Source organism: uncultured Pseudoteredinibacter sp. (assembly GCF_947502065.1).
Classification (GTDB): Bacteria; Pseudomonadota; Gammaproteobacteria; order Pseudomonadales; family Cellvibrionaceae; genus Pseudoteredinibacter.
This window is the reverse complement of sequence record NZ_CANMYE010000010.1, coordinates 1-25,746: the sequence shown is the minus strand read 5'-3', so window position 1 is coordinate 25,746 and position 25,746 is coordinate 1. Positions and strand designations below refer to the sequence as shown.

The following is a 25,746-nucleotide window of genomic DNA, read 5'->3' as shown; positions in this document are numbered from 1 at the left end:
AAGTTAGTAAAGACGCTAAACCAGCCCGCCGAAAGATGCATTACTTAGAGGCTAAAATATCGATCAACTGAAGAAATTCTGCGGTTAATTTTAAGGCAGGCTATACGATCATTTTATGTTCGAATTATTCGATTAACTTTAAGCAAGAAAAGCACAGTTTTCTGGGATAAACACAGTTTTTTGAAAGCCAATCAACGCATCGAAAATCAAGCTTCCATTCAGCTAAAGCAACTCGCAATCGGAATATAACATTCCTGGCGAAGAATTTGGCGATTTTGATTCATCGCATTATGCAAAGAGGCCTTATTGGAAGCATCAATATAACCACAAATTAGCTGACAGCCCTCGGCGCGACTTGCCAAAAATCCACGCTGCAGTGATGAGGCAAAACCCTTACCCCGATATTTTTCAACAATAAAAATATCGCTTATTAAGATGCCCTGATAGCCAAGCTCAGTAGATACTTCGGCCATCACCATACCTAAGCGCTCACCCTTGAACATGGCGACATCACATAGCCTTTCCTCACAAGCCTCTGCGATATCATCTTTTTCAGTCATTGGAACAATATCGCTAAAACGGGGGTTTTCTTGTAGGAACTGCTGGTACTCACGCTCATACCATTCCCAATCTTGCTCCACGCCAAAAGCTCGAAAACTCAAGTCGTGATTCATGGCCAACGGTACATCAAGAATATGAGCGGCCAAAAAACTGTCTGCTAAATAGCTTCCAGAAATGGACAAGAGCGACTTTGCGGCCTCACTGCCCACCAGGGGCCAGCATACAATGTACTTTGCCTTAGCCCATGAAAAAAAGTTACTGAGAAACTTAGCCCAGCGCTCTACAAAAACTCGGTCGCAATCCTCCGTAGTGAAGATTTCAATCAAGGTATCATCTGCATCATTACGGCAGACATTCGCCAATAGCAGGCCATTGTTTTCTATCTCAAATACCCTAGCCAAAAGCTGTTCATCTTGAATCTCTGGGCCCAATCCACGGCGTTCACGTACAACTTGCAAACTCTCTGGGTCTTCATCTTCGGTTAAAGCCCATAGGTCACGGGCTTCATTTTTCAGCGCCTTCTGGTAAGAAAACTGATAGAGATCTTGGTAGCTGTAACTTTCTAAAACAGAGGCCGCTAGGCGATCCAAATTGCTTTGACTGATTTTATTGAGGGGGTAATGTTGCACGGTACTTCATTCCTACAAAGGCGACTCATACAATATTGAGTCACCTTTGCAGAATTTAAAGTCTTATTTCACTAAAGTCGATAAGGTTTTGTGTAGGCGAATATTAAGCAAAATGGCGCTCACTGTAATACCCACCATAAACCCCGCCCAATAGCCATAAACACCATAAGCCTGACCCCATAGGTCGGTAGCACCTAGGCTGTAACCCAGCGGAAAGCCCAAACACCAATAGCCAAATACCTGAAACAACATCGGCACCTTGGTATCTTCAAAGCCACGTAAAATTTGCGCTACGCTAACCTGAGCAGAATCGATCAATAAAAATATGGGTGCAAACACCAACATACTTAAAGAGATCTGGGCGATACTGTTTTCTTGGGTAAATAAACGAATAACAGCAGCCGGCTGCCAAGCAATCAGCAAACCAAACACCAGGGCATAGCTGATGCACAGAACCCGTCCAATTTGAGCTTGCTTTAAGGCCAGTTGCGCTTTGCCCGCGCCAATACTGTTTGATAAACGTATAGACGTTGCTTGCCCTAAGCCGAGGCTTAACATTAATACCAAGGCTACAATCTGCAAGGTAATTTGATGAGCGCCCAAAGGTTCGGTACCAATCGGCGCAATCAACAATGCCGTTACACTAAAGAACCCCTCTTCAGCCAACAGCGATAAACTAATCGGCAAGCCCAAAATAAATATCGCCCGCCAGCGTACGAAATCTAAACGCGGCCAACTGCGGAATATTTTTAAAGCTTTGAATTCAGCGCGATATTCAATGTAGGCCACCCCCATCAAGGCCCAAAGAAAGTAGATACTTAGGGTAGTTAAGGCGCAACCGACAGCCCCCAGTGCTGGCATGCCGAACTTGCCGAATACAAAGATATAATCGAGCACAGCATTCAGCGCTAGCACGATCAGGCTAGAGCCCATCGAAAAGCGAATATCGCCACAACCTTCACATAGACACAGCATCACCCAGATAACACCGCTAGCCGGCATACCCCAAGCGATAATACCCAAATAAGATTTCGCTATCGCGGTTACTTCAGCACTTGTTCCCAAGTGATCCAGCAGCGGAATAATCGACCAAATCAGTAACATGGCCAAGGTGCCAATCGTAAGCGCCATCAAAATTGCTTGCTGAGCTTCATGGCGAATCTCTGCTGGCTTATTGGCGCCTTTCAAACGAGCGAAACGTGGCGTAGTGGCGCTGATCCAGCCCCCCATAAACAGCTCGATGACCAACCAGATATTGGCACCCACCGCTAGCCCGGCCAGTTCGGTACTACTGACCTGCCCCGCCATCATGGTGTCGACAACTTCCAAACCTACCATTGCCACATGGGCAATCATCAACGGAATGCCCAAACGCATTATGTGCAGGGCTTCACGCCCATAAAAAGACAAAGAGTTATTTGCAAACATACTTCAACGCTCGAAAAAACGATCAATCTTTGAGGCTGTGACGATTAGGGTAGCTACAAATGACGAACAGCATTCAATAACTAACAAGGCACGGCTAAACAGATACTAATAAAAAGACTGTAAGCTCAAACGCCCTGTGAAGCACAACCCCACCCGAGATTGAAGTTAGCTATTCAGGAGGCCAGCAATCGATTTCTAGATTGCGGCGAGTATGGGAATACCCAGCCCACATAGCAGCAAAGCTACGCGGATAGAAATTGCGGCAGGCCGCCACTTGTTTCACTGGGATAAACATGAAAAAAGCCTCAAGGGCAAAAGTTGAATAATTATTTGAATACTAACGAGGGCAAATAGCTTTTGCAAGCCAGCTTAAAAGATTCAGGGGGGTCAGATCCCGTGGGATCTGACCCCGATATCGAAGCCGAGATATAAGCGGTAAAGATCGAGCCAATTAACACCAGCTCAAGCCACTTCCAAACTAATTCAATCCCCTCAACACCCTGCAAGCACAAAGGGGTCAGATCCCATGGGATCTGACCCCGGCTCGAAGCCAAGATATATCAGTCTTCCAAAGACTCCACCGGAATATCCAACTCAAACTCCGCCACAATCTGCTCACACCAGCGATTCAAACGGGCAGCCGTCATCTCTTCTTGCTGATCTTCATCAATCGCCAAGCCCATAAAAAGGTTCTGGCCTTCGATCAGTGCTTTAGAAGCCTCAAAGTCATAGCCTTCAGTTGGCCAATAACCCACAAGCTGAGCGCCTTTAGCCTTAATTACATCGTGCAACATGCCCATAGCATCTAAAAAGTAATCGCCATAGCCAAACTGATCACCTAGGCCAAACAGAGCCACTCGCTTATTGCTGAAATCGACTTCAGCAACATCATCCCAAAACTCTTCCCAATCGGATTGGATCTGCCCAAAGTCCCACGTCGGGATGCCCAGAATAATGCGATCGTAATCGGCAAACTCAAGCTGAGTGATGTCGGCAACATCCATAACATCGACAAAATCTTCACCCAAGCGCTGCTGAATGCGGTATGCCACAGCCTCAGTATTACCTTCATCGCTGCCGAAAATTAAGCCAATCGCTGCCGTCATTGATGTCTTTCTCCTAGCTTTGCCGCTAAATTACTGTTGGGCCAATAAATCGAGCTGCGGATTTTGGCAGCTAACGGCGATGGGTGCAAACAAAGCTATTGCGGGCTGGGGCTATTGCGCAATTTTGACAAAAATTGACCCTTTTTAAGAAACATTAAAATTCCTAGGATATACGCCCCATGCGGCCTAGCGCTATGTTAAGAAGAGTAATAGGCACTGACGAAGCAGGGCTACTCAGGCAAACTAGCGGCCAGTGATTAGAACGATAGCGGGAAACCCAATGGCAAAACTGTTACTTGTGGACGATGATCAGGAGCTTTGCTCCCTACTTGGTGAATTTTTATCCACCGAAGGCTTTGAAACAACTATGGTACACGATGGCCAAGCTGCCCTCGATGCCACTGCTGAAGGTAGCTATGATCTCATTGTTCTCGATGTAATGCTGCCCATCTACACCGGCTTTGAAGTATTGCGCAAACTGCGTGACTACTGCCAAACCCCAGTATTGATGCTAACTGCCAAAGGCGAAGACGTAGATCGCATTGTAGGCCTAGAGATGGGCGCAGACGACTATCTTCCAAAGCCTTGTAACCCTCGCGAACTTGTTGCCCGCATACGCGCCATCTTGCGTCGAGTAGATCAAGCCCAACCAGAAGAGCCAAGCGATTTAATTACGGTCGATCAGCTAGAACTACAAATCAGTGCTCACTCTGCCAGCTACAGCAATAAACCTCTTACCCTTACCGGTGCTGAGTTCACCGTACTTGAGCTATTAATGCGCTCTGCTGGCCAAGTCATCAGTAAAGAAGCCCTCACCGAGCAAGCCTTGGGCAGAAAGCTTACCCCTTACGATCGCAGTATTGATGTGCATGTTAGTAATCTGCGCAAAAAGCTGGCCGAAAAAGGCGCCTCTAAAGAGCTAATCATCAATATTCGTGGCGCCGGCTATATGCTTACCGTCAGCGGCAAGCTCAACGCTTAATTAAAGCTATGACCAAAGTTTACGTAAAACTGTTTATTGGCTTTTGGTGCATAACCATCTTAATGATTGTTGGCACCGGCTTAGCTACCCACTGGTTAGATTTACGACCAGACAAACATCTTTCCTCAAACCCTGAGCTGGAACAAACCACAGCCGCGGCGCGCTTGCTGCGAGAAGTGGTGCGCGAGGCGGTTAACTATAGTTTGGATGATATTCGCGCGGGCATGCAATCGATGCAAGAAAATGCCACCCGCTTGGTTTATGTCATCGACCAATATGATGAAGATTTATTACACCGCCCTATTCCGGAAGGCGGCCAAAGAATTCTAGAGCAACTTAGCCCAGAACAACCCTTTGCCCATTACAGCAAAGACGGCAGTTCTTTTGTCGGGCGCCAAGTGTTGCTACCCGACGGCGACTGGGTAAAGATTCTTACTTACGATACACCAGACGATACCGGCCTGTGGTGGCAATTGTATTTTTACAATATTTGGCTGCCCCTGCTGATCTCTATTGTTATCTCAGGTACCGCTTGTTTTATTTTGGCCAAACGCATGAGCCGCGGCATCGACATTATGCGTGATGCCACAAGACGAATCGCGGCTGGTGATTTAAGTGTTCGCATTGCCCAAGAATTTACCAACTGCAAAGTTAAAAACCGCGATGAGATTGCCGAGCTCAGTTTAGAGTTCGACCACATGACCGCGCGCTTAGATAAATCCATGCAAGAGCAGCAGCGTCTTATCAAAGACGTGTCCCATGAGCTACGCTCGCCACTGGCTCGCTTGCAGTTTGCTTTAGCTATCGCCCAGTCTCGTTGTTGTGGTTCGGACATCGATAAAGAACTGGTAAAGATTAAAGAGTCAGCCGACTATCTGAATGAGATCATCTCGGATATTCTTTCCATGCCGATGACGGATACCGCCGCATGGGAGCTGTGCGACACCATTGATTTGAAGATCCTGCTAGAAACCCTAGTCGAAGAATATCGCAACCCCGCCAGCGAAAAAGAAGTCACCCTAGCGCTAGAAACCCCAATTCAAGATGCTTTGGTGGCCACTCACGGCAACAGCCTAATTGGCGTATTCGAAAACATTGTTCGCAATGCCCTGCACTACACGCCTAAATCTACCACTGTAGGTGTTGAGCTTGATGACAGCCACAACAAATATTACAAAATCACGGTAAGAGATCAGGGCCGCGGGGTACCGGCGGAAAACCTTGATGATATTTTCAAGCCGTTTTTCCGTACCGATGAAGCACGCGCACGTAGCAGCGGTGGTTATGGCTTAGGCCTCGCTATCAGTAAGCGTACCGTTGAGCTGCATGATGGCTCCATACGCGCCTATAATCACGCAAATGGCGGCTTGTGCATTGAGGTAAGGCTCAAGCGCGGGAAGTTTTAAGACAAAGCAGAAAGATACCAGTTTGTTCCTAGTGAAAGGGTTGCTATTTAATAGCGGCCCTTTTTTTTGCCTTGCCGGCATCCGCCGACTTATCCTGCAAGCTTTTGATAAACAAGACCAGCGACTGCACATCGATAGCTGTGAACTGATCACCCCAAGCAGGCATTTGCTCAGAGCGATTTACCCCAGCGCCTCCTTTGCGAATGATCTCTGCTAGAGCTTTATTGTCTAACTGGCTTTTTCTAAGGTTAGCAGGCGCCGTTTGCAGCAGCTTCGCCATCCGACCATCGCCTTTGCCCTGCTGACCATGACAAAGAAAACAAAAATTGGCGAACAGTTCTTGGCCACGATTAACGTTGGGCTCAACAGCATTAGCCTGGGCCAGATTTACGAGGCTGGCCCAACATAGTGCGGTGAATAAATACTTATTCGACATTGACCGTCATTTTCATATCAGGGTGAATGGCACACTCAACTTCAACCACACCTTTTTGATCGAAGGTTACCGAGCGGGAATCACCTTTAGGATAAGAGCCTAAGTCAAATAACTTGGCATCAGACAAGCTAAATACATTGTGAAAAATTTCATCATTGTTCACAAAGTTAACCTTATCCCCCACCTTTACAGAGATGGATTTTTTGGTGAATTGCTTATCCTTCTGCCCTACCTCATGCTCGGCAGCCATCGTCACTGCGCTAAATGAGCAGGCTAGGCTAAGCAACGTTAGCGGTAAAATTAATGTTCTCATAGAGTAATCCTTTTATTGCTCCCTAGTTTTTTGCTTTACTTCCAATAATTACTGAGGTAACTCAGGCATACTAATCGCCGGCATAGGGCTAGTTAATGCTTCCATAAATGTCACGATATCAGCCTTCTCTTGAGCACTCAGTGTTAGCGCCTTCATATTGGGCGATAGATTCGAAGTCACCACACCACCAAGCGCGTAATGATCAACAACTGCGGCCAAGTCCGGCGCACTACCGTCATGGAAGTAAGGCGCAGTACGGCTTACATCACGTAAAGTTGGTGTTTTAAAAGCCCCTTTCATCAAGCGCAAAGGCCTTTCTGAAAAGCGCCCAAGATCAGGCTCATTATCCGCGAAAGAGGCCAAGCCCAAGTTATGAAAACCATTGTCGGTAAAGTTGGCGCCACTGTGGCAAGCGGCGCAGTTACCTTTATCTCTGTCCATAAATAACTTAAAGCCGTTGATTGCGGCGGCGCTCATTGCTTGCTTATCGCCCTTAACCCAACGATCAAAGGGCGATTGATTGCTAATCACCGTGCGTTCAAAACTTGCAATCGCTCGGGTCAGTGTTGAGCGGCCGATCTCTTCGCCGGGGTAGGCTTTTTCAAACATCGCCTGATAGCCTTTGCTGGAGCGTAGAAAGCTAAACATCTTTTCTATATCCGTCGCCATTTCATCACCGGATTCCATCGGGCCAATGGCTTGGTCTTCGAGAGTCTTTTTGCGGCCATCCCACATTTGAATCGAGTTAAAAGCGGTGTTGATCACCGTAGGTGAGGCCCTCCCTAATGGCTTACCATCGTGACCTACGGATGTCGGCAAGCCATCACTCCAACCCAAGCTAGGGTTATGGCAAGTAGCGCAAGACATATTGCCCTTTTGGGACAAACGCGGATCAAAAAATAGGGCTTTGCCAAGCGCGATTCGATCATCGTTTAATCGGTTATCCTCTGGCTGCGGCGGCACATCTGGCAGCAGCCATTGTTGTAAACTTGGATGCCCTGGCATATAGACCACTTCATCAAGCTTGGCGGTTTTTAAGCCGGTACAAAACAACACCACAAACGATAAAGCTGTCAGTAGCATTGCCCGCTTGTGATTCAGTTTTTTCATCGTTTTCTCGCTTCCTTTCTAGGATTTTGGGGTTAGCTAAAGTGTGCCACCAAGCCATTTAGCTCTCGGGCAGTTGCATCCAATTCATTGGCCAAACCATTAAGCCCCTGAACCACATTGAGATTTATTTCAGAAGAAGCCGTGAGTTGATCGGCAATCACGCAGATATTATCGATTTCTTTTTTCTGCACACTGTTTTGCTGCTGAATATCACCAAGCTGTTTTACCGCTTGCTCAGAGGAGCGGCTGGAATGCTCGGTGTTCTTCACGGTATCGCTCAACAACTGAATATTTTCCTCCATGGTTTCACCAGAATGATTCAGCTGAGAAATTGCCTCGCTTACATTGCTGCCCATGGAAATCGCCAAGGTGGATATCTGCTCAACCGCCTCGGAGGAACGTTTCGCTAAATTGCGTACCTCTTCGGCCACCACTGCAAAGCCGCGCCCCTGATCACCCGCTCTAGCCGCTTCAATAGCCGCATTCAAGGCTAAAAGATTGGTCTGCTCGGAGATATCACGAATGGTGCCGGTAATATCGCGGATCATATCGGCAGAGCCCGATAGCTCATTGGTTTTATCCATGGCTTCTTTCAATTCAGATTCAAAGCCTTGAAACTTATTGAGAGCAATGCCTATCTCGGTGCTGGCCTGATGACAGGCACTGGCGGTTTGCGACGATCCATCTTGACCTTTTTTCAGCTCACTGGCGACGTCATCTGATAAATTATTAAGAGATTCAATGCTACTGTCGATCACCGTTATTTGCTGCTGTAATTGCTCGGTACGATCTTTTGTCTGAGTTGCAGACTGGCCGATCTCTGCTGAATTCTTTTGTAATGCTTGGGCCTGAGAGCGAATACCCTCCACGGTTTGCTGGGTTTGGTTGATCGCCTTATAGAGAGCCAATTCAGCGGCCGCCAGCTCGCAGGTCGATCCCTCTGGATAATCGCAAGCCCTTTGTTGCAAATTGCCATCAGCAAAATCATTCGAAATATCTCGAATCTCTTGCAAGCCTTGCAATAACACTTTACTCAAATACCAACAAATACTACCGACAAGAACGATAAAAACACCCGAGACAACCCAGAGCCCCATACTCAATTGCCGGCCTTCAGCGCTATTTTGTTCCCCAATCACCCCCAATTGCTTTTGCTCTCTCTCCAAAACGGTCTTGGCCAGATTAAATACTTTATTGGTTTGCTCAGAAAGGGCCTGCACGCTGGCAAAAGCTTCTTCATCTTTATTGGCTTTTGCCAGTGAAATTAACTTCATTTGTTGAGGCCGAATCTCAGCCAAGGTTTGCGCCAGTTGTTTGACTTGCGGGTCATTAGGCATGGATTTTTGAAGCAGCTGTATGCTTTCGTCAACCGAGGACGATGCACGAATAGACGCTATTGCCCCTTTGCGGATATCGGAAGATTGATTGGCCACAATAAGCCCCATTACGGCCTCTTGGTAACGCACTATTGCTAGGGCACTGTTACTGGCCACCTCTTGGCGTAGCTGAAAATCCGCCAACACAGTAGCCACTTTATTGTTTTGTTGTTGCAGCGTTAAGCCAGAAACAGCCGACACCAAAACCAATAGCAATAATGGCAAGGCGCCTAGCAGCATAATTTTGAAACGCCAAGACACGTTAAGTAACACGGCGGATAGCATGTAGAATTTCCCGCAGTTTTGCGACTGTCATCATTTCGATAATTGTCGGCAATTCCTATTTTCGCGATGCTGACAAACCCAACAAAGCAAACCCTTCAAACTGAGCATAGTTGATGCTTATCCAGATTCAATGCAAGGTTATTTCAGAAGACATTTATTTTAATTGCATCACCAATCATTTGATTTGCGATTACTTTTTATCCCGAAAAGACAAGAACTTATAGAGGGGAATAACCAATACTGGTATTTTTAAACAAATCACAGCAGTTGATAAACGGTGCTGTTTGCAATGAAGTGCTAAGGCGCAATAGGAAGAACTTAAATTTGTACGAAAGCCGCCCCTATAGAACGCTTTCTTTAGAGCGACGATAAGGACTGCAAAGGATTAGAGGTGTAGTGATAGCCTGTTAATTTTTAGACCTTTACGGATTATTTCGCTACCTCTTTGCGTACCTCCTCATCGAAACTCAAACCATGTAACGCGCTCATTTTAGGATAGTACTTTTTAAAATCAGTGATTAGCTCATCATAAGGCAAATCGGCATATTCACCACGCTCATTGAGATACTCCATATGGCGATTGCCGGCCTGATCAAACTCATGGTACAGAGAATCATCGACGCCATTAAACTCTAAAGGCTTTAAGCCAAACTTATCGCAGAGCTCGATATTAAAGGCAGGCGTTGCTTTCACCCATTTGCCCTGTAGATATATAGAGGTGTAGCCATGCCAATAGAACACATCGGTTTCCATTGCCTGGCGCATTTTCTCGGTGGATAGGTGATTGCTCACATCGGCAAAACCGAGCCTTGCCGGTACTCCAATAGATCGGCAACAGGCGGCTAATAAAATCGCCTTGGGCACACACCAAGCTCTTTGCGTTTCCAACACATGACTGGCTTTAAAACCCTGGCTTTGTAAATCGGCTGTAAATGGATCGTAAAAGATCTCATCGCGCACAGCATAATAAAGCGAAAGTACCTTACTTAGTTCATCCTCGCCCGATATGTGTTTTTCCACAAATGCCAACACTGCGGGATGCTCACTTTCAATGTAATCTGTGGCTTTAAGATACTCTTGCATGGTTTATGGTTAATCCTTTTCTTTTTATTGATATACCGCTCAAGGCTGTTTTTCTACATACTGCTCAAGGCTGCTCTTAAATACCGCTCAAGATTGCTCTTAAATACCGCTCAAGATTGCTCTTAAATACCGCTCAAGGCTGTTTATGGGCAAGCTCTAGGCAGTTCAAAAAACTCTGTAATATTCTTGATGGTTTAGGTGAGCCCTTAGTAATTGCCATAAACTCGCATAAATATTGAAACTGCTCGCAAGCGACGGCGCGCATTTCTCCACGCTCTACCCATTTTGCAGCGTAGTGTTCTGGCAAATATCCCAAAAAACAATTGGATAGCACCAAGTGCACAATCGCCTCTTGATCATAGGCCGTTGCTCCGCGCTGCATAGCGAGCTTTTGCCCTACTTCCATATTAGGCGAGTGGTAACCCAAACCAGCATAGGGGTATTGCAACACCTCGCTCGCAGCAATCACAGTGTCATCTTGATCAAACAATGGATGATTATTGCCACAGTACAAATACATTTGCTCATTAAACAAAGACAGGTAGCTAAGGCTTGTGGACTCTCGATGCGCTGGGATCACCCCTAACTGAAAGCGCCCTTCCATTACCCCTTTCTCAATCACATTAATAGGCTCGACATGCAGCTCTAAAGCTACTTCGGGGGCTTCCTCTACGTAGCGCGCGATAGCCTTATCGATATGGCAGGCCGGGTTACCGGCAGTCTTATCAAATAGCGCAATGCTCAACTTGCCAGTAAGACTCTGATGAATGTCGTTAACCTCGTTGCGAAAGCTCTCAATAGAGCCCAGAAGATTTAAGGTGGCTCGATAAATATTGGCGCCTTCATCGGTAAGGGCAAAACCACTGCGGCCACGCTTGGCTAGATTCATGCCTAAGCGAATCTCTAGATCCTTTAAGTGGCGAGAGATGGTAGAGCGGCCGATATTAAGCTCTAGCTCGGCAGCGCTTAGGCCACCGGCCTCCACCACACTTTTAAAGACCCGAAGCAAGCGCAAATCCACATCGCTCAGCTGCCCTAGCGGGCTAGTACTTAGCGCTGCTTTGGGTTTTTTCTTTTGTTTCATAAATACCACACTTAACATTCAACATGAGGCATTTATACAACAAAATGACAGGACTAGACTAGCCCCAAATTGTCCTTAGCAGGGTGAAAACCTTGGCTAGAGATTCACAAAGTTTGTATATGAGCCAGATGTTATGACACAACACGACCCCAAAGCCGGCTTAAGCCAAGAGCAATTAGATGCCCACTGGATGCCTTTTACGGCTAACCGCCAGTTTAAACAGGACCCGCGCCTTATCATTTCGGCTGAAGGAAACTATTACTACGACAGTGAAGGCCGCAAGATCTTTGATGGTCTCTCAGGGCTTTGGACCAGTGGCCTAGGTCATAGCCGCCCGGAAATTACCGAAGCCGTAGCCCAGCAAGTAAAGCAGCTGGACTACTCTCCTGCCTTTCAGTTTGGCCACCCCAAAGCCTTTGAGCTGGCTCACCGTATTACCGAATTTATGCCGGCAGGTATTAATCGCGTATTTTTCACCGGCTCTGGATCAGAATCCACCGAGACAGCGCTGAAGATTGCCCGTGCTTATTGGCGTAAGCGTGGTATGGCCAGCAAGACCAAACTGATTGGCCGAGCCAAGGGTTACCACGGAGTAAACTGGGGCGGTATCAGTGTGGGTGGCATTGGCGCTAACCGTGCACTTTACGGCACAGCGGTAGATGCCGATCACCTCTCCCACACCATGACCGCTGAGAATCGTTTTAGTAAAGGCATGCCGAGCCATGGCGCGCATCTAGCCGATGAGCTACTAGAAATGATTGCCCTGCACGATGCCAGCAATATCGCCGCTGTCATTGTTGAACCGCTGGCGGGCTCGGCCGGTGTGATTCCGCCACCCCAAGGCTATTTACAACGCTTGCGTGAGATCTGTGATCAACACGATATCTTATTGATTTTTGATGAGGTGATTACCGCTTTTGGCCGTATGGGTGCCAACACCGGCGCCGAGGCTTTCGACGTAAAACCCGATATTGTAAACATGGCCAAGCAGCTAACTAACGGCGCCATTCCAATGGGAGCCGTAGCTGTTAAGCAAGAAATTTACGATTGCTTTATGGCAACCGCCGGCGCCGAATATATTTTAGAGCTACCCCACGGTTACACCTACTCTGCCCACCCCGTCGCTTGTGCCGCTGGCCTTGCCGCCTTAGACGTTTTGGAAAACGAACAGCTTCCCCAGCGCGTTGACAGCATGGCGCCTTTATTTGAAGAAGCCATTCACGGCCTTAAAGGCAGCCAGTACATCAGCGATATTCGCAACTATGGTTTTGCTGCGGGCCTTAGCTTTGAAGCGGCTCCTGGTGAGCCCTTACTGCGCCCTTATCAAGTGGCAATGAAGATGTGGGAAAAAGGCTTCTACGTGCGCTATGGCGGCGACACAATTCAACTAGGCCTCCCCTTTACCACCGAAGCTAGCGAGATCGATAGCTTGGTAAATGCGCTTGGTGAATCTATTAATAGCCTTTAGGGCATTATTGTAAGAAATGTTGTAAGCAATCACTTTTTAGTTCGCAAACGGCCCCCTTTGGTTTGCTCTTTGAAACTAGTTTTAAAGCAAGTTTTTAAAGCGAAGGAATTTAAAGAGAGCAAACAGATTCAGGGCCATTTTAACGCCTATAAATTTTGGAATTTATTATGAACACCGTAGGACATTTTATTAACGGCCAAAATGTTGCCGATAACGAGCGCAACCAAAATGTATTTAACCCAGCCACAGGCCAGGTGAGCAAACAAGTTGCCTTGGCGAGCAAAAGCACTGTGCAAAAAGCTATCGACGCAGCACAGGCAGCCTACCCCGCATGGCGCGATACCCCCCCATTGAAACGCGCGCGCATTATGTTTAAGTACAAAGAGCTACTAGAAGCCAATGCCGATAAAATCGTTGCCGCCATTACCGAAGAGCACGGCAAAGTGTTGAACGATGCCCACGGTGAGTTTATTCGCGGTGTGGAAGTGGTTGAATATGCCTGTGGTGCACCCGAGCTATTAAAGGGCGAGCACAGTAAAAATGTAGGCCCCGCTATAGATTCTTGGAGCGAATTCCAGCCTTTAGGTGTGGTTGCCGGTATTACGCCATTTAATTTTCCAGCCATGGTGCCTATGTGGATGTTCCCAATGGCCATCGTTTGCGGCAATACCTTTATTTTAAAACCATCTGAGCGTGATCCAAGTTGTGCCATTTTACTGGCTGAATTGCTTAAAGAAGCTGGCTTACCCGATGGCGTATTCAATGTGATTAATGGTGATAAAGAAGCTGTTGATAGCTTACTAGAAGCACCCGAAGTACACGCAATTTCTTTTGTGGGCTCAACCCCCATCGCTGAATATATTTACAACACTGGCAACAGCAATGGTAAGCGCGTACAGGCTTTAGGTGGTGCTAAAAACCACGCCATCGTTATGCCAGATGCCGATTTAGATAATGCGGTAAACGCCCTAATGGGAGCCGCTTATGGCTCTTGCGGTGAGCGTTGCATGGCCATCTCGGTAGCCGTTGCCGTGGGTAACGACACTGGCGATGCCTTAGTCGCCAAACTTAAAGAGCAACTTGCAAGCCTAAAAGTTGGCCCAGGTACTGATAATAGCAACGATATGGGCCCACTCATTACCCAGCAGCACTATGAAAAGGTAAAAGGCTATGTCGATGCCGGCGAAGCCGCTGGTGCCAGCTTGGTAGTGGATGGCCGAGGTTTAGTGGTGGCCGGTCACGAGGAAGGCTACTTCTTGGGTGGCACCCTATTCGATCACGTTAAAAGCGACATGAGCATTTATACCGACGAAATCTTTGGCCCAGTATTGTGTGTGGTACGTGTTGAAAACATGCAAGAAGCCATGGATTTAATTGATGCCCATGAATTTGGTAACGGCACCTGCATCTTCACCCGCGACGGTGAAGCCGCACGTTACTTTAGTGACAACATCAAAGTTGGCATGGTGGGTGTAAATGTTCCACTGCCGGTACCTGTAGCCTGCCACAGCTTCGGCGGCTGGAAGCGTTCACTTTTCGGTGATCTACACGCCTACGGCCCAGACGCCGTGCGTTTTTACACCAAACGTAAAACCATTACCCAACGCTGGCCATCAGGCGGCGTACGCGAAACCGCCCAATTTTCCTTCCCAAGTAATCAATAAAAGGGAGCGGGGTCAGATCCCATACCCAAAACGGGGTCAGATCCCATGGGATCTGACCCCAGGATTCAGGCACGATGCTAAAACTTCCAACAAAAAAACAACTAATTCCCAGGCAACAATCGCAAACACTCCAACAAACTGGCCATTTGCTTATCCGAAAGATCACCCAATACCTGCCCGGCCTTCTGTTCAAAACTAGCACTGGCCTCTTCCAAAATACGCTCCCCAGCCTCGCTAATTTTTACCATACTCACCCTCGCATCACGGGCGCTACTCACCTTCTCCACTAAGCCAACTTTTTCCATTGGCATTAGCATACGAGTAATCCCAGAGGCCGTGCGTCCCAAACTTTCAGCAATATCAATACGCCTCAAGCTACCATTGTGCGCAGCAGCCAATGTTTGTAAAACCATAAACTCCGTTAAACCCACACCGTGAATAGCACCCAAGCTATTATCCAATTGCCTGGTTATTTCAGCGCTACTTAAAAACAAACGCTGCAAAATTTCCCCTTGGGGACTTGCTTCTTTCTTACTCATTTTAAAACCTACAATCAATATTTAATGCGCCAACACTATGCAACTGGCGCCTGCTCAAACTGCGGCAAATTGTCTTGAATGCTATACCAACCTGCCTTAGAGGCCACAAAAATATGGGCCTGTGGCTGCTCTGATGGTTCATCATCCAACAGCCCCATCCGAATATGCAACACACCCGTTTCTGGCTTTTGACCGTACACCATCGAGCTGCAGCTACCGCAAAAATAACTATGTGTTTTCTCGCTGCGTTGGTAGCTCTTTAAACCGCCAGCTCCTGCTGTAATCTGAAACTGCTTAGGTGACACAGCCGCCACCGCTGTGCCCACCGCCGCCGATGCTTTGCGGCACATTGTACAGTGGCAATAACCGGCGTATAAAAATGGCTCAGCCACCGTAAAACGCACCTGGCCACATAGACAGCTACCCTGCAACTTCTTCATCGTCATAATCTCACTCCTGTATCCTTAGCAACAATGCTTGCAATATACTTGAGCACTCAAGTATATTGCAAGCATTGAAATGTAAAGTTTACTCAACCACGCCCCTAGCTATCAAAAACCGAGCAACACCCTCTTCCTGCTCCCGCAATCAAAATCTACTTAATGAGACTGTCGGTAGAAAAGTACATGTTTTGGTGTGAATCGAAGCAATAAAATTTTCAAAAACGACAACAATAAAGGTGGGAATAAAGGCTGTCACTGGCTTTTAAAGTAAAACAATAATGTGAATACAATAAGGTTGTAAAAAATGAAGTTTCCCACAAAAACATTAAGTGGCGCTGTTGCGGCTGTCATTTTTAGCTCGTCGGCATTAGCCGATACTTATATCCGATACAATCACGCTGGCTATACACCTGATCGCGAAAAAGAAATTTTTGTAATGGCCGATAGCGATGAAGCTGCTAGCCAGTGGACATTGACACTTGATAATACAACAGTGGCCAGCGGCACTTTAGGCGCAAGCTTGGCCGGTAAAACATTTCATACAGCCAAACCTTTTAATTACCGAATCGACTTAAGTGAGATAAAAACCGAAGGCAACTATATCTTGCAAATCGCGGGGGGAGACAGCGCCAACATCAAAATCAGCTCTGATCCGTACAGCTTTATTACCACAGAGATCCTAACCCATATGAAGGCTATGCGAAGTGGTACTAGTGATACATTAGATTACCGCGTTGCATCTCATTTACAGGATGCCGAAGCACCGGTTTATGTTCCCGACGGTAATACCACAGAAGGCCGCTGGAAACCCGAGGGCAGTGGGCGCACCGTTGATATGCTAGGCGGCTGGTACGATGCTGGAGATTACATAAAATTTACGCTTACGAATGCTTACAGCTGCTACTACCTGTTACGCGCTTATCAATCCAATCCTGCTTTATATACAACATCGCTAAGCCAATCAGACCTGGTCGATATCTTAGATGAAGCTAAGTTCGGCTTAGATTATTTACTAAAAACCATGCCAAGCGAGAACGAGTTTATTATTCAAGTGGCCGATGGGCGAGATCATAACCAATACCCACTGGTACGCCTCCCTCAAAATGACGTAAACCCAGAGCGCCCTGCATTATCTAAGCTTTCAGCAACGCAAATGGGCTTAACAGCCGCTTCCCTTGCACTCGGAGCCAAGGTATTTGCCGATATTGGTAAAAACCAGCTTGCCCAAACCTATCTTGCCAAGGCAGAACAAATTTACCTGCGTGCCAAACAAGACGATGTAGTAAGCGGTGAAAATGTCGCCTATGAGATGAATTCAACCAATCCCTTTTATCGTGACACCCGCTCTGATGACAGCATGGGTTTAGCCGCAGTAGAACTTTACATCGCCACGGGCAATAACAACTACCTTAGCGAAGCCGAAGACTATGCCCTTGCCGCCGGCTCAAAAAGGTGGGCATCTTGGGGAGATGTTGAAATATCCCTTAACTACCGCTTATCAACACTATCGGAAAAGAATTTTCCAAAAGATAATTTTCAAAGTGATTTGGACTCTTGGAATAATAGCGCCCAGGAACCCGATAATATTTGGCAAACCCCGTTGTTGCCAGTATGGGGGCCAACCCATGGCAATATGATTACCGCCGCTTATGCAGGGCTCAATAGCCTTGTTGGCAACGACGATAAAGCCGATCTTCTGTACGATAATATCGACTATGTACTGGGCCGTAATAGCTGGGGAAAATCCATGATCTCCTCGCAAAATATCCCTAATAGCACGGTGCACTCCTACGTTCAGCTGTATCGTCTGCCAGACCCCGTTAGCGGCCTAAAGCCATTTCCCACGGGTACCGTAGCCCTAGGCCCAGGCTCAAACACAACCTGGAACGCGATTCGTACTTATGTCTCTGCCGAACCCCAGGATTCCTATTACGAGGAGTTCAATTCAAAAGGCAGTTACATCGATCCTGACAGCGGTGATATTAAAGATGACGGCATTGTTTTCTTCGACAATTCCACCAACTTTATGACAACAGAAACCGTCATTTATGGGCAATCCAACACACTCTATGCACTAAGCTTGCTGGCCAAACTAGAAAACCTAGACCCAACCGGAAGTAATCAGCCACCCAGCGTTAGCGTTGAAGCTCCAGTAGGATTGGAAGCCGGTGATTTAGCTACCTTTAGCGCACAGGCCAGTGATGACGATGGTAGTATCGCTAAGGTTGAATTCTTCCTTAACGGTAAATCCATTGCTGTTGATAATAGCGCGCCCTATACAGCAAATTGGGATGCAATAGGCGGCGACCATAAGGTTTCAGCTAAGGCAACTGACGATAAAGGCCTATCTAAAAGCTCTGGGATAGTCGCCTTTTCGGTATTGGGGGATGCGACCCCAGCTGACAGTTGCGCAGCCGTAAGAAATTACCCTGATTGGCCACACCGTGATTGGCCAGGTGGCGAGCCAAATCATGCAAAAGCCGATGACCTTATGGAGCATAACGGCTTAGTTTATCGAGCCTTGCATTACACCAAAAGCATTCCAGGCAGTGATGCCAGCTGGGTGGGCGATTACTGCCCCGATAGCTCGGGAAGCGGCACAGACACTGGCACTGGTACAGGAACTGGTACAGGAACTGGTACAGGAACTGGTACAGGAACTGGTACAGGAACTGGTACAGGAACTGGAACTGGAACTGGAACTGGTACAGGAACTGGAACTGGAACTGGAACTGGAACTGGAACTGGAACTGGAACAGATTCTGGGACAGACACCGGCAACGAAACCCAAACTTGTACAGAAATTGGCGTTAACCTGAGCAACTATAACGCGTACCCTAATTGGACACAGCTTAACTATGCTGGTGTTCCAAGCCACGCATTAGCAGGTGATCGCTTAAGCCACAGCAGCACAGTATATGAAGCACAATGGTGGACCAGCTCCGAGCCTGGCAGTGATAACTCATGGGTACTAATCTGTAGCGAAGATTAGCTTTTTGCTCAAATAAATTGCGATAAATAATTAGCCAGGACTATAAGAACGGTAAGCTAGCTTACCGTTCTTATTTCTAAAAACGGCATTCAAGTTATAGTAATCGCGTTTTCGGTAAACAGACCAAACAGAAATTTATACCGAAGGGCTGAGAATAACTGCATATAGCATAACTAAAATCAAGATATGCATATGCTGAAAACACTTGGGCTATACATAAAAAAGCCATATTTCAAGAAGCTATATTTCAAGAAGCTATACCTCAAAAATCTACACCTCAAGAAGCTATACCTCAACACGCTACACTTCAAGAAGCTATACTCAAGAAACTGTACTTCACAACGATTAGGCCAAATACTCAAAATAAGGTGTTACAAGCTAATCTCTAACAAGGGTAGCACACGCCCAGAAACACTAGACGATGGAATACTGCCTTTTCTAATAGCGCCCGCTGAAATGTAGAAGGCCTCAGCATTTGGATCACTTTCGATCATTAAGATACGAGCGCCCTCTTTCTTGGCGAGCAACTCGGCGTGCTTCAGTAAGGCTTTCCCAATTCCCTGTCCAATAGCAGAAGGCTCTAAAAACAAGGCCTCTAATTCGTACTTAGCAAGGCTCGCAGCCTTGATAAGGTAGTAACCCAAAAGCGTGTCAGCTTGCTCAGCAACAAAGCAAAAGTATTGATTAGAAAAGATTTTCTCCGGGTCTATACGTAACTCGTCGCGGCAGGCTTCCATAAACTCTGCAGAATAACCCCAATGGGCTTTAGATCGCATCGTTAAGGCAGTAAGCTCAGAAGCCTCGTCTATACGAGCAGCACGGATAAATATGGAATCATAGGTCATAGATGCACCAGAGCCAGATCAAAGATTTTAAAAAAAGCTAATCAAGAAGCCAACTTCCTTAATCTCACCTTCTATTTCTTGAATAAAATAGCGAGCCAGATATTCTTCACTGCCCGCCTTGTTGCTACGCTGCTTCCACAAAATTTGGGCAATCCCATCATTTCTGATCACCCCAATAAACTCGCGCTCAAGACTTAAGTTGCTAAACAACTCGATCTCGTCCCAAACCCTTAGCATATTGGCCTTATTTTCGGGGTGCTTGACCTCGGCCTCCGTTTGATAGGCCGAGAATGCCTCCCAGTCTTTACGGTTGCAAGCATCAACCACCATATCAATCATCGGCACAGCAATGGCCAGTATTTCTTTATCAGTTCTATCAGTAACGGGCACCTCGACTCTCCTTGTTTATCTGTTGGGCTATTTTAATTCATGATCGACTCATTCAAAGCCCGTGTTGGATAAGCTTGAAAAGCTAGCTTTCAAAACCCTCTTTGTGCTGAATAGCAGATTCTGACAGGGGCTCCCAAGCGGCCTTAGAGTCGACAAAGAAATGATGGCACAAACGTAAACTATCCACTCCTTCGCTCAGAGTACCAACGGGAATGTACATACGATCAGCATCGTTTTCACCCGGCATAGAGCTGCCACAAACAGAGCAAAAATAGTTATGCCAATCGTGGGCAGGTTTTCGCCAATGACACAAAACATCTTGGCCACTCAACCATTGAAAATGCTCATTCTCAACTATAACTACAGCTATGCCGCCACTACCGGTTGATTTACGACAAATAGAGCAATGGCACATATATACACCGCTAGGTGCTTGTTTTAAGTGGTAGCGGATAGCACCGCAGTTACATTCACCATGCATAACATTCAGCCTCGTTATCTGGGCATAAACTCATTTGACGCTTACTTTATTTCACGTGCCCCCAAAAAGAAGCAGGAATTCTCCAACACCAAAACAACGATTATAACGAAGAATCAAATTGGCCAACGGCCTTAGCTAGATAGGCTTTCACCAAAGGTGACTCCTGCTTTGCAAGCCAATAGTTTAAGCAAAAAGTTGAAAGGCCAAACCATGCGATAAGCCACTGAATACCTCCCCAGAAATACAAGGCAATAGAAGGTGTAATACAAACCAACAAAGCTAAGGCAATTACTTTTGTTTTGTTAACGGGGTGCTCTTGTCTTGCCATCTTAACAGCGATATTAATAATCTTGTGTCTGTCCCAAGTTCCAAAGCGGCTTACTTCCTCATCTTCATATAAATCAAAATGGTACATAATTGATTATTCCATTTACTGCTCTAGTAGTTTTCTAATTTCCAAGTTTACGATCAATCACCCGAATAACTGCCTGCAAACGCTCTAACTCTGGCTGGCTTTTTTCCAGGTATTGGGTTTTACGTAAATCACACCTTCTATCCCTTTGCTCAAGAAGCTTATTTTGGCGTGAAGAATTCGCCTGAACAATAACAGCAGCACAAGGCACGTCATAATTAATGATAGAATTGATATTATCCTGCGCTATCTGTTTTTGCTTAAGCCAAAATCGCTTTCCTTGCGCCTTGCTTCTGACCTCATTGACATAACCATCAAGCTCACCATCACTTGTTACGACTAAGCTTAGTGGATTGAAAACCACCACATAGAAAAATGGTATAAAAACGATCGCCGCTGGGATCAAATGTCTTTTAAATTTACCCATAAACTCCATAAAGCATCCATATACAAAACACGAAAACCATCAAAAAGTACATTTATTTAAGCTGGCAAACGGGCTGTCAATCTCCTTTTAGACCTTCTATAAATATTGGCATTGCATGCCCTTTATGCAACTAACTTGGCCATCTACTTACAAGCAACACCTAATCGTGCTTTAAGCTGTTATCTTCTCGACAGATTTGACCACCACCCATAGCCCCCATGGAAAGCATCAATACTATGGGTATAAGCAAGTAGGCGCGCGCCGCTTCCCACGCCCATTTATTCTTGGGCTTATACATTTATGAAACCCTCAAGGTAATGCACAGCCTTACCTGAAATATAAACCCTTTCTTCAGTTACTCGACAAGAGAGAACACCACCACGCTTAGATGCTTGATATGCAAGGAGCTCTGTTTTACCAAGTTGTTCGGACCAATAAGGGGCAAGACCCGTGTGAATCGATCCAGTAACAGGATCTTCATCGCCACCGTTTGCTGGCCAGAAATATCTGGAAACAAAATCGTATTCTTTCCCTTTAGCAGTAACCCCAACATCATGTGGCGCAAGCTGCTCTAGATTTTGCTTATTTTGCACAACATTACGTACATCAACTTCGTCATCATAAACAACAAAATACGCTTGATCGTTTAACAAAACTTTTGAAGGCTTTATCGACAATCCGGTCAACAGGTTTTCTGGAACATCGTCAAGCACAGCTGGCTCCCTGTTCGGGAAATTCATTTGAATATAACCTTCATCAGTTTTTGTGATGGCCATCTTCCCAACTGCTTCTGCTGTAAATACAACCTCTTTAACTTCAGGATTATCACTAAAAACTATTGAGGCTGAAGCAAGTGTTGCATGACCACAGAAATCGATTTCCGTGATCGGCGAGAACCATCGAATAGCGTAGTTTTCGTTGTCTTCCTTAAGCAAATATGCTGTTTCCGATAGATTATTCTCCATCGCAATTGATTGCATCAACTCATCAGAGAGCCACTTTTCAGAAATTATCACAGCGGCGGAGTTTCCTTTGAATCTTTCTTCCGTAAACGCATCGACAATGTTTATTCTTAATTTCATGTTTTAACCTGATGTTAATCTACGCCGTCAACGCCTGGCACAGCTGAAAATGGTGCGCAGCAGGTTTTATGTTATTGTTTGAGCACTAGCGAGTAACACAAAACCTGTGTAGTAACAGTTTTCCAGCTGGTGCCACTTGTTATAAGGCATTTACTCAACCTTTGTGAGTCGAATTTTGGATTGCCCGCCAACATCTGACGCGGCGAGCCAAATACTCCCATTTGACGCGCCAAAAACTACTTTGATTTGTGGCTTCCCTCTGGGTGCCGGTGCGATTCCGTTAATCTCAAACCTGCCAAGATTTATACCTTCGCTAGCTCTTTTCGAGGAACCACGAATAAGAGTAATTGTAATTTGACCTTGGTTATCTTCTGCCGTACTAAATATCTGCGAAAGTTCACAAGGAAGAGAACAACCCACTTTCAAAATTGGAGTTAGTACACCACCTAGAGTTTCAATACCAACATTTTCTGCTAGAGAGATACCTTGAACTACTGGGGATTCCCTCTCAACGACTAATTCAACACTTTCGCTAGAACAAGATGCCAGCAGAAAAACGACTAGAAACAAATATTTACTCACTCGATGCCTCGTGACTTATAACGCCTGGCTTTGAGGCGCGCTTTTTGCGCGTCCTGCCGCGTATTTCAGCGGCGAACAACAGCCACTTGTTATGTTTATTGCCATATCAACCCAACTTCTTCATTTTCGGTTGAGCAGCAAAACATTAGGTTACTGCCATGGCGACTGTGCAGCTCGATTAAATCTCGCATTTCTTCTATAGCACCAACCATATCAAGATAAAAGGCAGGGATTTCTAAGTTCCGAGGCGCATCAATTGTGGAAGCATTTACTAATGCAAAATTCCCTAACGAAAAGCTCCTATCACCATTCGCTGGCCATGATGCTGCTGATTGCAAATCACCATCACTTATAGCACTCATAAACTGCTGCCTTACAAACTCGTTACTTGACCTTACGCTCTTCGAGGATGACTCGATAGTGTCAATGCATACCGTAACAACGTGAGATTCATGGTCATGATACAAAGCGAAAGTGTAGATATTTAGCTCTCTAGCCTTAGCCTTTCGAAGCCCTTCATAAATTACTTTCTTAAATTCTTCTTTCACAATTTACTCGCTAACTCAGAAAAACATAACGCCCGCCACAGCTGAAAGCAATACGGAGCGACTTTTGTGTTATTGTTTGAGCCTTAGCGAATAACACAAAAGGCGCGTAGTGTTGCTTTTCAGGCTGGTGACACTTGTTATGCATTACTACCCCCGAACACTTTAGCGGCCTTATTTTGTGCCGCCTGAGTTAGATAGGGTGCCATACTAATGAAGAGGGAACCAAGCCCCTTTCCATGCTGTTCAATGAATGCTGGGTTACCGATGGCAATTTCTATTTCATTGGCTGCCGTTAGCTCGCAGAAATTTCGAAGCATGCCGCCAGATAGTCGATATGAGACACCCGTGAACCTATTTGGAAAATCTGGATTGATTTCTTGGCGTATGCGGGAAAAGAAAACATTTCGGTCACATGCGCAGTATTGGTAGACGATTTCTTCGGAAGCTTCTCCAATGATGGCGGCTATTTTATCTCGTTGATTGGTTGAGACGAGATTTTGGCTAAATCCAGCTGTGCCATAAGCTGCGTGATACAGGCCGGCATCTTGTAGCTCGGAAGTTGCGCCCCACTGTAGAAGCAAGTCTCTTGTGCCGTTCAAATGTTCGATGAGCGAGCCATCAAGATGCTCGAAGTCTCCAGCCCCTAGCCCTGTAAGTGCTCGAAATTTATCACTCATCTCGAAATCCTTTTGATGCATAACGCCCAAAGCAGAGGTGGCGAAGCCATCCTGCCCGAAGGGCTTTACTGCCTTTTCTTGTTATGCAGCTCTTTGGTTCGCTGCAAGTTAATTCTATATACCGGCATACCACTAACTTGGCCTTTTCGTTGCTCAAGTATCACTGCGCCCTTATAGTTCGACGGCAATTCCCCCCAATCACGTACATTGACCTTAAGCCCACTTGGCAACTTCACATAATACGCCGGGTCGACACTGGCCTTCCTCGATCCTCTCGAATATGACAAGACTTCTGCTTTAACATATACCTTAGTCCCGACCCCAGGCTCGTAGTGGCAATAGGACGACAATCCGATCACCACAAGTATCAAGAGCAACCAAAGGGCTGGTTTCATAAATTCCCTACTTATTTGCATAACGCCCGCGTAATAGGCGCGAGCTTGCGAGCGTCCTAATTGACGCGCTTGTTAACTTTTTACTGCACCGATACATAAGTGTCGTTTGATCTTGATATTGAAATATACCCAGAATCCCCTTCTCGTAAATACGCATACTTTGGTGTTAATAGTAACAGTGAGCCAGATTTAATTATTTCGTTATTCTCAATTTTGTGTACAGAAGCCTTAACTCCGCCTCCAACCTTGAAATTCTCCAAGCCCGTTTTTACTATGTCAGAGGTAACATTCAATCCGAATATGGGCAGTGTCGCACTAGCCACAATCGCAACAACTGGAGCCAACCAGTTTGAAACAATGTTTTTTAGCGGATTGGCCATATATGAAGATACAGCCACTGCAAACACAAAGCCAAGACCAGATAGCCAAAGTATTCTATCCGGTTTTCCAGATGTTAAGCCGCTATAGAAAATGACTAAGTGAAATAATAGAGAAACCAAAACAAAAATTCCGCCAAGAACCCACATGGATTTTGACTTGTTTAGTACGGCACTTCTAAAGAACAGTACGAAACCCCACATGTAGACGGCACTGATTGTAATAAGAATAAATACAAGAAATAAAAAAGACTTAACACCGAACAAACCACCAACGAAGACATCATAGGAGAAAAACTTTTCAACTTTCATATGCAAAAGTAAAAGGTATGCCGGGTAAAAAGCAATCCACGATGCGGTAATTAAGTATAAGAACCCTCTAATTATTAGGGCATATCCATTTGTGTCTACGGTTTCAGAGAGCTGGATCTTTTTGTTTAAAAAATCATTTAATCTAGATAGCACATTTCTTCCTTAAAAAGTTAACGCCGCCAGCAGGGGCCGAAAAACCAGAGCGAAGCAGCGGTTTTTTGGTCCCTCTGGCTGGCCTTGATACTTATTGAGCCTTCTCCAGCTTACCACCAAAGCGGTAAGCTTGAGGCGCGAACCAACTTGGAGAAGACTT

28 protein-coding genes are annotated in these 25,746 nt (G+C 46.0%); 5 read left to right on the top strand and 23 right to left on the bottom strand.

All coding sequences use genetic code 11. From position 1 onward, the window contains the following. Positions 1-218: 218 nt before the first annotated feature. From Q1A41_RS17845 to fldB, 3 genes are all read right to left on the bottom strand, one after another. Positions 219-1,190, bottom strand: a complete 972-nt coding sequence (locus Q1A41_RS17845; RefSeq protein WP_299981748.1) for a GNAT family N-acetyltransferase — start codon at positions 1,188-1,190, stop codon at positions 219-221. Positions 1,191-1,253: 63 nt separating this feature from the next. Continuing rightward, positions 1,254-2,618 carry an MATE family efflux transporter gene (locus Q1A41_RS17840; RefSeq protein ID WP_299981745.1) on the bottom strand — a complete coding sequence of 455 codons (1,365 nt, stop codon included), beginning with the start codon at positions 2,616-2,618 and terminating at the stop codon, positions 1,254-1,256. Between the two features lie 560 nt (positions 2,619-3,178). Further along, positions 3,179-3,724 carry a flavodoxin FldB gene (gene fldB, locus Q1A41_RS17835; RefSeq protein ID WP_299981742.1) on the bottom strand — a complete coding sequence of 182 codons (546 nt, stop codon included), beginning with the start codon at positions 3,722-3,724 and terminating at the stop codon, positions 3,179-3,181. Positions 3,725-4,004: 280 nt separating this feature from the next. Between fldB and Q1A41_RS17830 the strand changes: the two genes are divergently transcribed. Together Q1A41_RS17830 and Q1A41_RS17825 are read left to right on the top strand one after the other, a co-directional pair. Beyond that, entirely contained in the window at positions 4,005-4,706 is a 702-nt protein-coding gene (locus tag Q1A41_RS17830) for a response regulator transcription factor (RefSeq protein ID WP_299981739.1), read from the top strand. 8 nt (positions 4,707-4,714) lie between these two features. Beyond that, on the top strand, positions 4,715-6,112 hold the full coding sequence (locus Q1A41_RS17825; RefSeq protein WP_299981736.1) for an ATP-binding protein: 1,398 nt from the start codon (positions 4,715-4,717) through the stop codon (positions 6,110-6,112). 43 nt (positions 6,113-6,155) lie between these two features. Here Q1A41_RS17825 and Q1A41_RS17820 read toward each other — a convergent pair whose 3' ends face one another. The 6 genes from Q1A41_RS17820 to Q1A41_RS17795 all read right to left on the bottom strand — a co-directional run bounded on the left by Q1A41_RS17820 (position 6,156) and on the right by Q1A41_RS17795 (position 11,799). Further along, entirely contained in the window at positions 6,156-6,548 is a 393-nt protein-coding gene (locus Q1A41_RS17820) for a c-type cytochrome (RefSeq protein ID WP_299981732.1), read from the bottom strand. Beyond that, complete coding sequence (locus Q1A41_RS17815; RefSeq protein WP_299981729.1) at positions 6,538-6,861, bottom strand: plastocyanin/azurin family copper-binding protein; 324 nt, start codon at positions 6,859-6,861, stop codon at positions 6,538-6,540. Before Q1A41_RS17815 ends, Q1A41_RS17820 begins: the two co-directional genes overlap by 11 nt. A gap of 48 nt (positions 6,862-6,909) precedes the next feature. Then, positions 6,910-7,971: a cytochrome c peroxidase gene (locus Q1A41_RS17810; RefSeq protein ID WP_299981726.1), complete on the bottom strand. Its 1,062-nt coding sequence runs from the start codon at positions 7,969-7,971 to the stop codon at positions 6,910-6,912. Positions 7,972-8,003: 32 nt separating this feature from the next. Continuing rightward, positions 8,004-9,632: a methyl-accepting chemotaxis protein gene (locus tag Q1A41_RS17805; RefSeq protein ID WP_299981724.1), complete on the bottom strand. Its 1,629-nt coding sequence runs from the start codon at positions 9,630-9,632 to the stop codon at positions 8,004-8,006. 429 nt (positions 9,633-10,061) lie between these two features. Beyond that, the gene (locus Q1A41_RS17800) at positions 10,062-10,715 is read right to left on the bottom strand and encodes a transglutaminase family protein (RefSeq protein ID WP_299981721.1); all 654 of its coding nucleotides are present in this window, start codon (positions 10,713-10,715) and stop codon (positions 10,062-10,064) included. 133 nt (positions 10,716-10,848) lie between these two features. Continuing rightward, a complete protein-coding gene (locus Q1A41_RS17795) occupies positions 10,849-11,799 on the bottom strand; it encodes a LysR family transcriptional regulator (RefSeq protein ID WP_299981718.1) in 951 nt (316 codons plus the stop codon). A gap of 133 nt (positions 11,800-11,932) precedes the next feature. Here Q1A41_RS17795 and Q1A41_RS17790 point away from each other — a divergent pair, with 133 nt between their 5' ends. Both Q1A41_RS17790 and Q1A41_RS17785 read left to right on the top strand, forming a co-directional pair. Beyond that, complete coding sequence (locus tag Q1A41_RS17790) at positions 11,933-13,267, top strand: aspartate aminotransferase family protein (RefSeq protein WP_299981715.1); 1,335 nt, start codon at positions 11,933-11,935, stop codon at positions 13,265-13,267. A 167-nt stretch (positions 13,268-13,434) separates the two neighbouring features. Then, positions 13,435-14,931 carry a CoA-acylating methylmalonate-semialdehyde dehydrogenase gene (locus tag Q1A41_RS17785; RefSeq protein WP_299981712.1) on the top strand — a complete coding sequence of 499 codons (1,497 nt, stop codon included), beginning with the start codon at positions 13,435-13,437 and terminating at the stop codon, positions 14,929-14,931. A gap of 101 nt (positions 14,932-15,032) precedes the next feature. On the opposite strand, the gene Q1A41_RS17780 is transcribed toward Q1A41_RS17785, so the two are convergent. Together Q1A41_RS17780 and Q1A41_RS17775 are read right to left on the bottom strand one after the other, a co-directional pair. Next, a complete protein-coding gene (locus Q1A41_RS17780) occupies positions 15,033-15,470 on the bottom strand; it encodes a MarR family transcriptional regulator (protein WP_299981709.1) in 438 nt (145 codons plus the stop codon). 35 nt (positions 15,471-15,505) lie between these two features. Then, a complete protein-coding gene (locus tag Q1A41_RS17775) occupies positions 15,506-15,916 on the bottom strand; it encodes a GFA family protein (RefSeq protein WP_299981706.1) in 411 nt (136 codons plus the stop codon). Between the two features lie 301 nt (positions 15,917-16,217). Here Q1A41_RS17775 and Q1A41_RS17770 point away from each other — a divergent pair, with 301 nt between their 5' ends. Beyond that, positions 16,218-18,905, top strand: a complete 2,688-nt coding sequence (locus Q1A41_RS17770) for a glycoside hydrolase family 9 protein (RefSeq protein WP_299981703.1) — start codon at positions 16,218-16,220, stop codon at positions 18,903-18,905. A 371-nt stretch (positions 18,906-19,276) separates the two neighbouring features. Here Q1A41_RS17770 and Q1A41_RS17765 read toward each other — a convergent pair whose 3' ends face one another. The 12 genes from Q1A41_RS17765 to Q1A41_RS17710 form a co-directional block, all read right to left on the bottom strand. Beyond that, complete coding sequence (locus Q1A41_RS17765; protein ID WP_299981700.1) at positions 19,277-19,750, bottom strand: GNAT family N-acetyltransferase; 474 nt, start codon at positions 19,748-19,750, stop codon at positions 19,277-19,279. 27 nt (positions 19,751-19,777) lie between these two features. Further along, a complete protein-coding gene (locus tag Q1A41_RS17760) occupies positions 19,778-20,140 on the bottom strand; it encodes a hypothetical protein (RefSeq protein WP_299981698.1) in 363 nt (120 codons plus the stop codon). An 82-nt stretch (positions 20,141-20,222) separates the two neighbouring features. Next, entirely contained in the window at positions 20,223-20,621 is a 399-nt protein-coding gene (locus Q1A41_RS17755) for a GFA family protein (protein WP_299981696.1), read from the bottom strand. A gap of 100 nt (positions 20,622-20,721) precedes the next feature. Continuing rightward, positions 20,722-21,036: a hypothetical protein gene (locus Q1A41_RS17750; protein WP_299981694.1), complete on the bottom strand. Its 315-nt coding sequence runs from the start codon at positions 21,034-21,036 to the stop codon at positions 20,722-20,724. A gap of 34 nt (positions 21,037-21,070) precedes the next feature. Next, positions 21,071-21,469, bottom strand: coding sequence for a hypothetical protein (locus Q1A41_RS17745; protein WP_299981692.1), 399 nt, complete (start codon positions 21,467-21,469; stop codon positions 21,071-21,073). A 151-nt stretch (positions 21,470-21,620) separates the two neighbouring features. Next, positions 21,621-21,758 (bottom strand): hypothetical protein, encoded by a 138-nt coding sequence (locus Q1A41_RS17740; protein WP_299981690.1) that lies wholly within the window; start codon positions 21,756-21,758, stop codon positions 21,621-21,623. Beyond that, positions 21,751-22,542, bottom strand: a complete 792-nt coding sequence (locus Q1A41_RS17735) for a PhzF family phenazine biosynthesis protein (RefSeq protein ID WP_299981689.1) — start codon at positions 22,540-22,542, stop codon at positions 21,751-21,753. Before Q1A41_RS17735 ends, Q1A41_RS17740 begins: the two co-directional genes overlap by 8 nt. Positions 22,543-22,692: 150 nt before the next feature. After that, positions 22,693-23,124, bottom strand: a complete 432-nt coding sequence (locus Q1A41_RS17730; protein WP_299981688.1) for an Hsp70 family protein — start codon at positions 23,122-23,124, stop codon at positions 22,693-22,695. Between the two features lie 95 nt (positions 23,125-23,219). Then, a complete protein-coding gene (locus Q1A41_RS17725) occupies positions 23,220-23,486 on the bottom strand; it encodes a hypothetical protein (RefSeq protein ID WP_299981686.1) in 267 nt (88 codons plus the stop codon). 323 nt (positions 23,487-23,809) lie between these two features. Then, positions 23,810-24,349, bottom strand: a complete 540-nt coding sequence (locus Q1A41_RS17720) for a DUF6817 domain-containing protein (RefSeq protein WP_299981684.1) — start codon at positions 24,347-24,349, stop codon at positions 23,810-23,812. A 65-nt stretch (positions 24,350-24,414) separates the two neighbouring features. Continuing rightward, positions 24,415-24,744, bottom strand: coding sequence for a hypothetical protein (locus Q1A41_RS17715; RefSeq protein WP_299981682.1), 330 nt, complete (start codon positions 24,742-24,744; stop codon positions 24,415-24,417). A gap of 80 nt (positions 24,745-24,824) precedes the next feature. Then, positions 24,825-25,586 (bottom strand): hypothetical protein, encoded by a 762-nt coding sequence (locus tag Q1A41_RS17710; protein ID WP_299981680.1) that lies wholly within the window; start codon positions 25,584-25,586, stop codon positions 24,825-24,827. Between the last annotated feature and the right edge of the window lie 160 nt (positions 25,587-25,746).

Excerpts from the sequence above, each read along its gene's own strand:
- Q1A41_RS17720 (WP_299981684.1), bottom strand. The coding sequence starts at position 24,349 with ATGAGTGATAAATTTCGAGCACTTACAGGGCTAGGGGCTGGAGACTTC.
- fldB (WP_299981742.1), bottom strand. The coding sequence starts at position 3,724 with ATGACGGCAGCGATTGGCTTAATTTTCGGCAGCGATGAAGGTAATACT.
- Q1A41_RS17810 (WP_299981726.1), bottom strand. The coding sequence starts at position 7,971 with ATGAAAAAACTGAATCACAAGCGGGCAATGCTACTGACAGCTTTATCG.
- Q1A41_RS17820 (WP_299981732.1), bottom strand. The coding sequence starts at position 6,548 with ATGTCGAATAAGTATTTATTCACCGCACTATGTTGGGCCAGCCTCGTA.
- Q1A41_RS17750 (WP_299981694.1), bottom strand. The coding sequence starts at position 21,036 with ATGTACCATTTTGATTTATATGAAGATGAGGAAGTAAGCCGCTTTGGA.
- Q1A41_RS17735 (WP_299981689.1), bottom strand. The coding sequence starts at position 22,542 with ATGAAATTAAGAATAAACATTGTCGATGCGTTTACGGAAGAAAGATTC.
- Q1A41_RS17800 (WP_299981721.1), bottom strand. The coding sequence starts at position 10,715 with ATGCAAGAGTATCTTAAAGCCACAGATTACATTGAAAGTGAGCATCCC.
- Q1A41_RS17790 (WP_299981715.1), top strand. The coding sequence starts at position 11,933 with ATGACACAACACGACCCCAAAGCCGGCTTAAGCCAAGAGCAATTAGAT.
- Q1A41_RS17745 (WP_299981692.1), bottom strand. The coding sequence starts at position 21,469 with ATGGAGTTTATGGGTAAATTTAAAAGACATTTGATCCCAGCGGCGATC.
- Q1A41_RS17770 (WP_299981703.1), top strand. The coding sequence starts at position 16,218 with ATGAAGTTTCCCACAAAAACATTAAGTGGCGCTGTTGCGGCTGTCATT.
- Q1A41_RS17795 (WP_299981718.1), bottom strand. The coding sequence starts at position 11,799 with ATGAAACAAAAGAAAAAACCCAAAGCAGCGCTAAGTACTAGCCCGCTA.
- Q1A41_RS17740 (WP_299981690.1), bottom strand. The coding sequence starts at position 21,758 with ATGTATAAGCCCAAGAATAAATGGGCGTGGGAAGCGGCGCGCGCCTAC.
- Q1A41_RS17805 (WP_299981724.1), bottom strand. The coding sequence starts at position 9,632 with ATGCTATCCGCCGTGTTACTTAACGTGTCTTGGCGTTTCAAAATTATG.
- Q1A41_RS17830 (WP_299981739.1), top strand. The coding sequence starts at position 4,005 with ATGGCAAAACTGTTACTTGTGGACGATGATCAGGAGCTTTGCTCCCTA.
- Q1A41_RS17780 (WP_299981709.1), bottom strand. The coding sequence starts at position 15,470 with ATGAGTAAGAAAGAAGCAAGTCCCCAAGGGGAAATTTTGCAGCGTTTG.
- Q1A41_RS17785 (WP_299981712.1), top strand. The coding sequence starts at position 13,435 with ATGAACACCGTAGGACATTTTATTAACGGCCAAAATGTTGCCGATAAC.
- Q1A41_RS17725 (WP_299981686.1), bottom strand. The coding sequence starts at position 23,486 with ATGAGTGCTATAAGTGATGGTGATTTGCAATCAGCAGCATCATGGCCA.
- Q1A41_RS17715 (WP_299981682.1), bottom strand. The coding sequence starts at position 24,744 with ATGAAACCAGCCCTTTGGTTGCTCTTGATACTTGTGGTGATCGGATTG.
- Q1A41_RS17775 (WP_299981706.1), bottom strand. The coding sequence starts at position 15,916 with ATGACGATGAAGAAGTTGCAGGGTAGCTGTCTATGTGGCCAGGTGCGT.
- Q1A41_RS17815 (WP_299981729.1), bottom strand. The coding sequence starts at position 6,861 with ATGAGAACATTAATTTTACCGCTAACGTTGCTTAGCCTAGCCTGCTCA.
- Q1A41_RS17840 (WP_299981745.1), bottom strand. The coding sequence starts at position 2,618 with ATGTTTGCAAATAACTCTTTGTCTTTTTATGGGCGTGAAGCCCTGCAC.
- Q1A41_RS17825 (WP_299981736.1), top strand. The coding sequence starts at position 4,715 with ATGACCAAAGTTTACGTAAAACTGTTTATTGGCTTTTGGTGCATAACC.
- Q1A41_RS17755 (WP_299981696.1), bottom strand. The coding sequence starts at position 20,621 with ATGCATGGTGAATGTAACTGCGGTGCTATCCGCTACCACTTAAAACAA.
- Q1A41_RS17765 (WP_299981700.1), bottom strand. The coding sequence starts at position 19,750 with ATGACCTATGATTCCATATTTATCCGTGCTGCTCGTATAGACGAGGCT.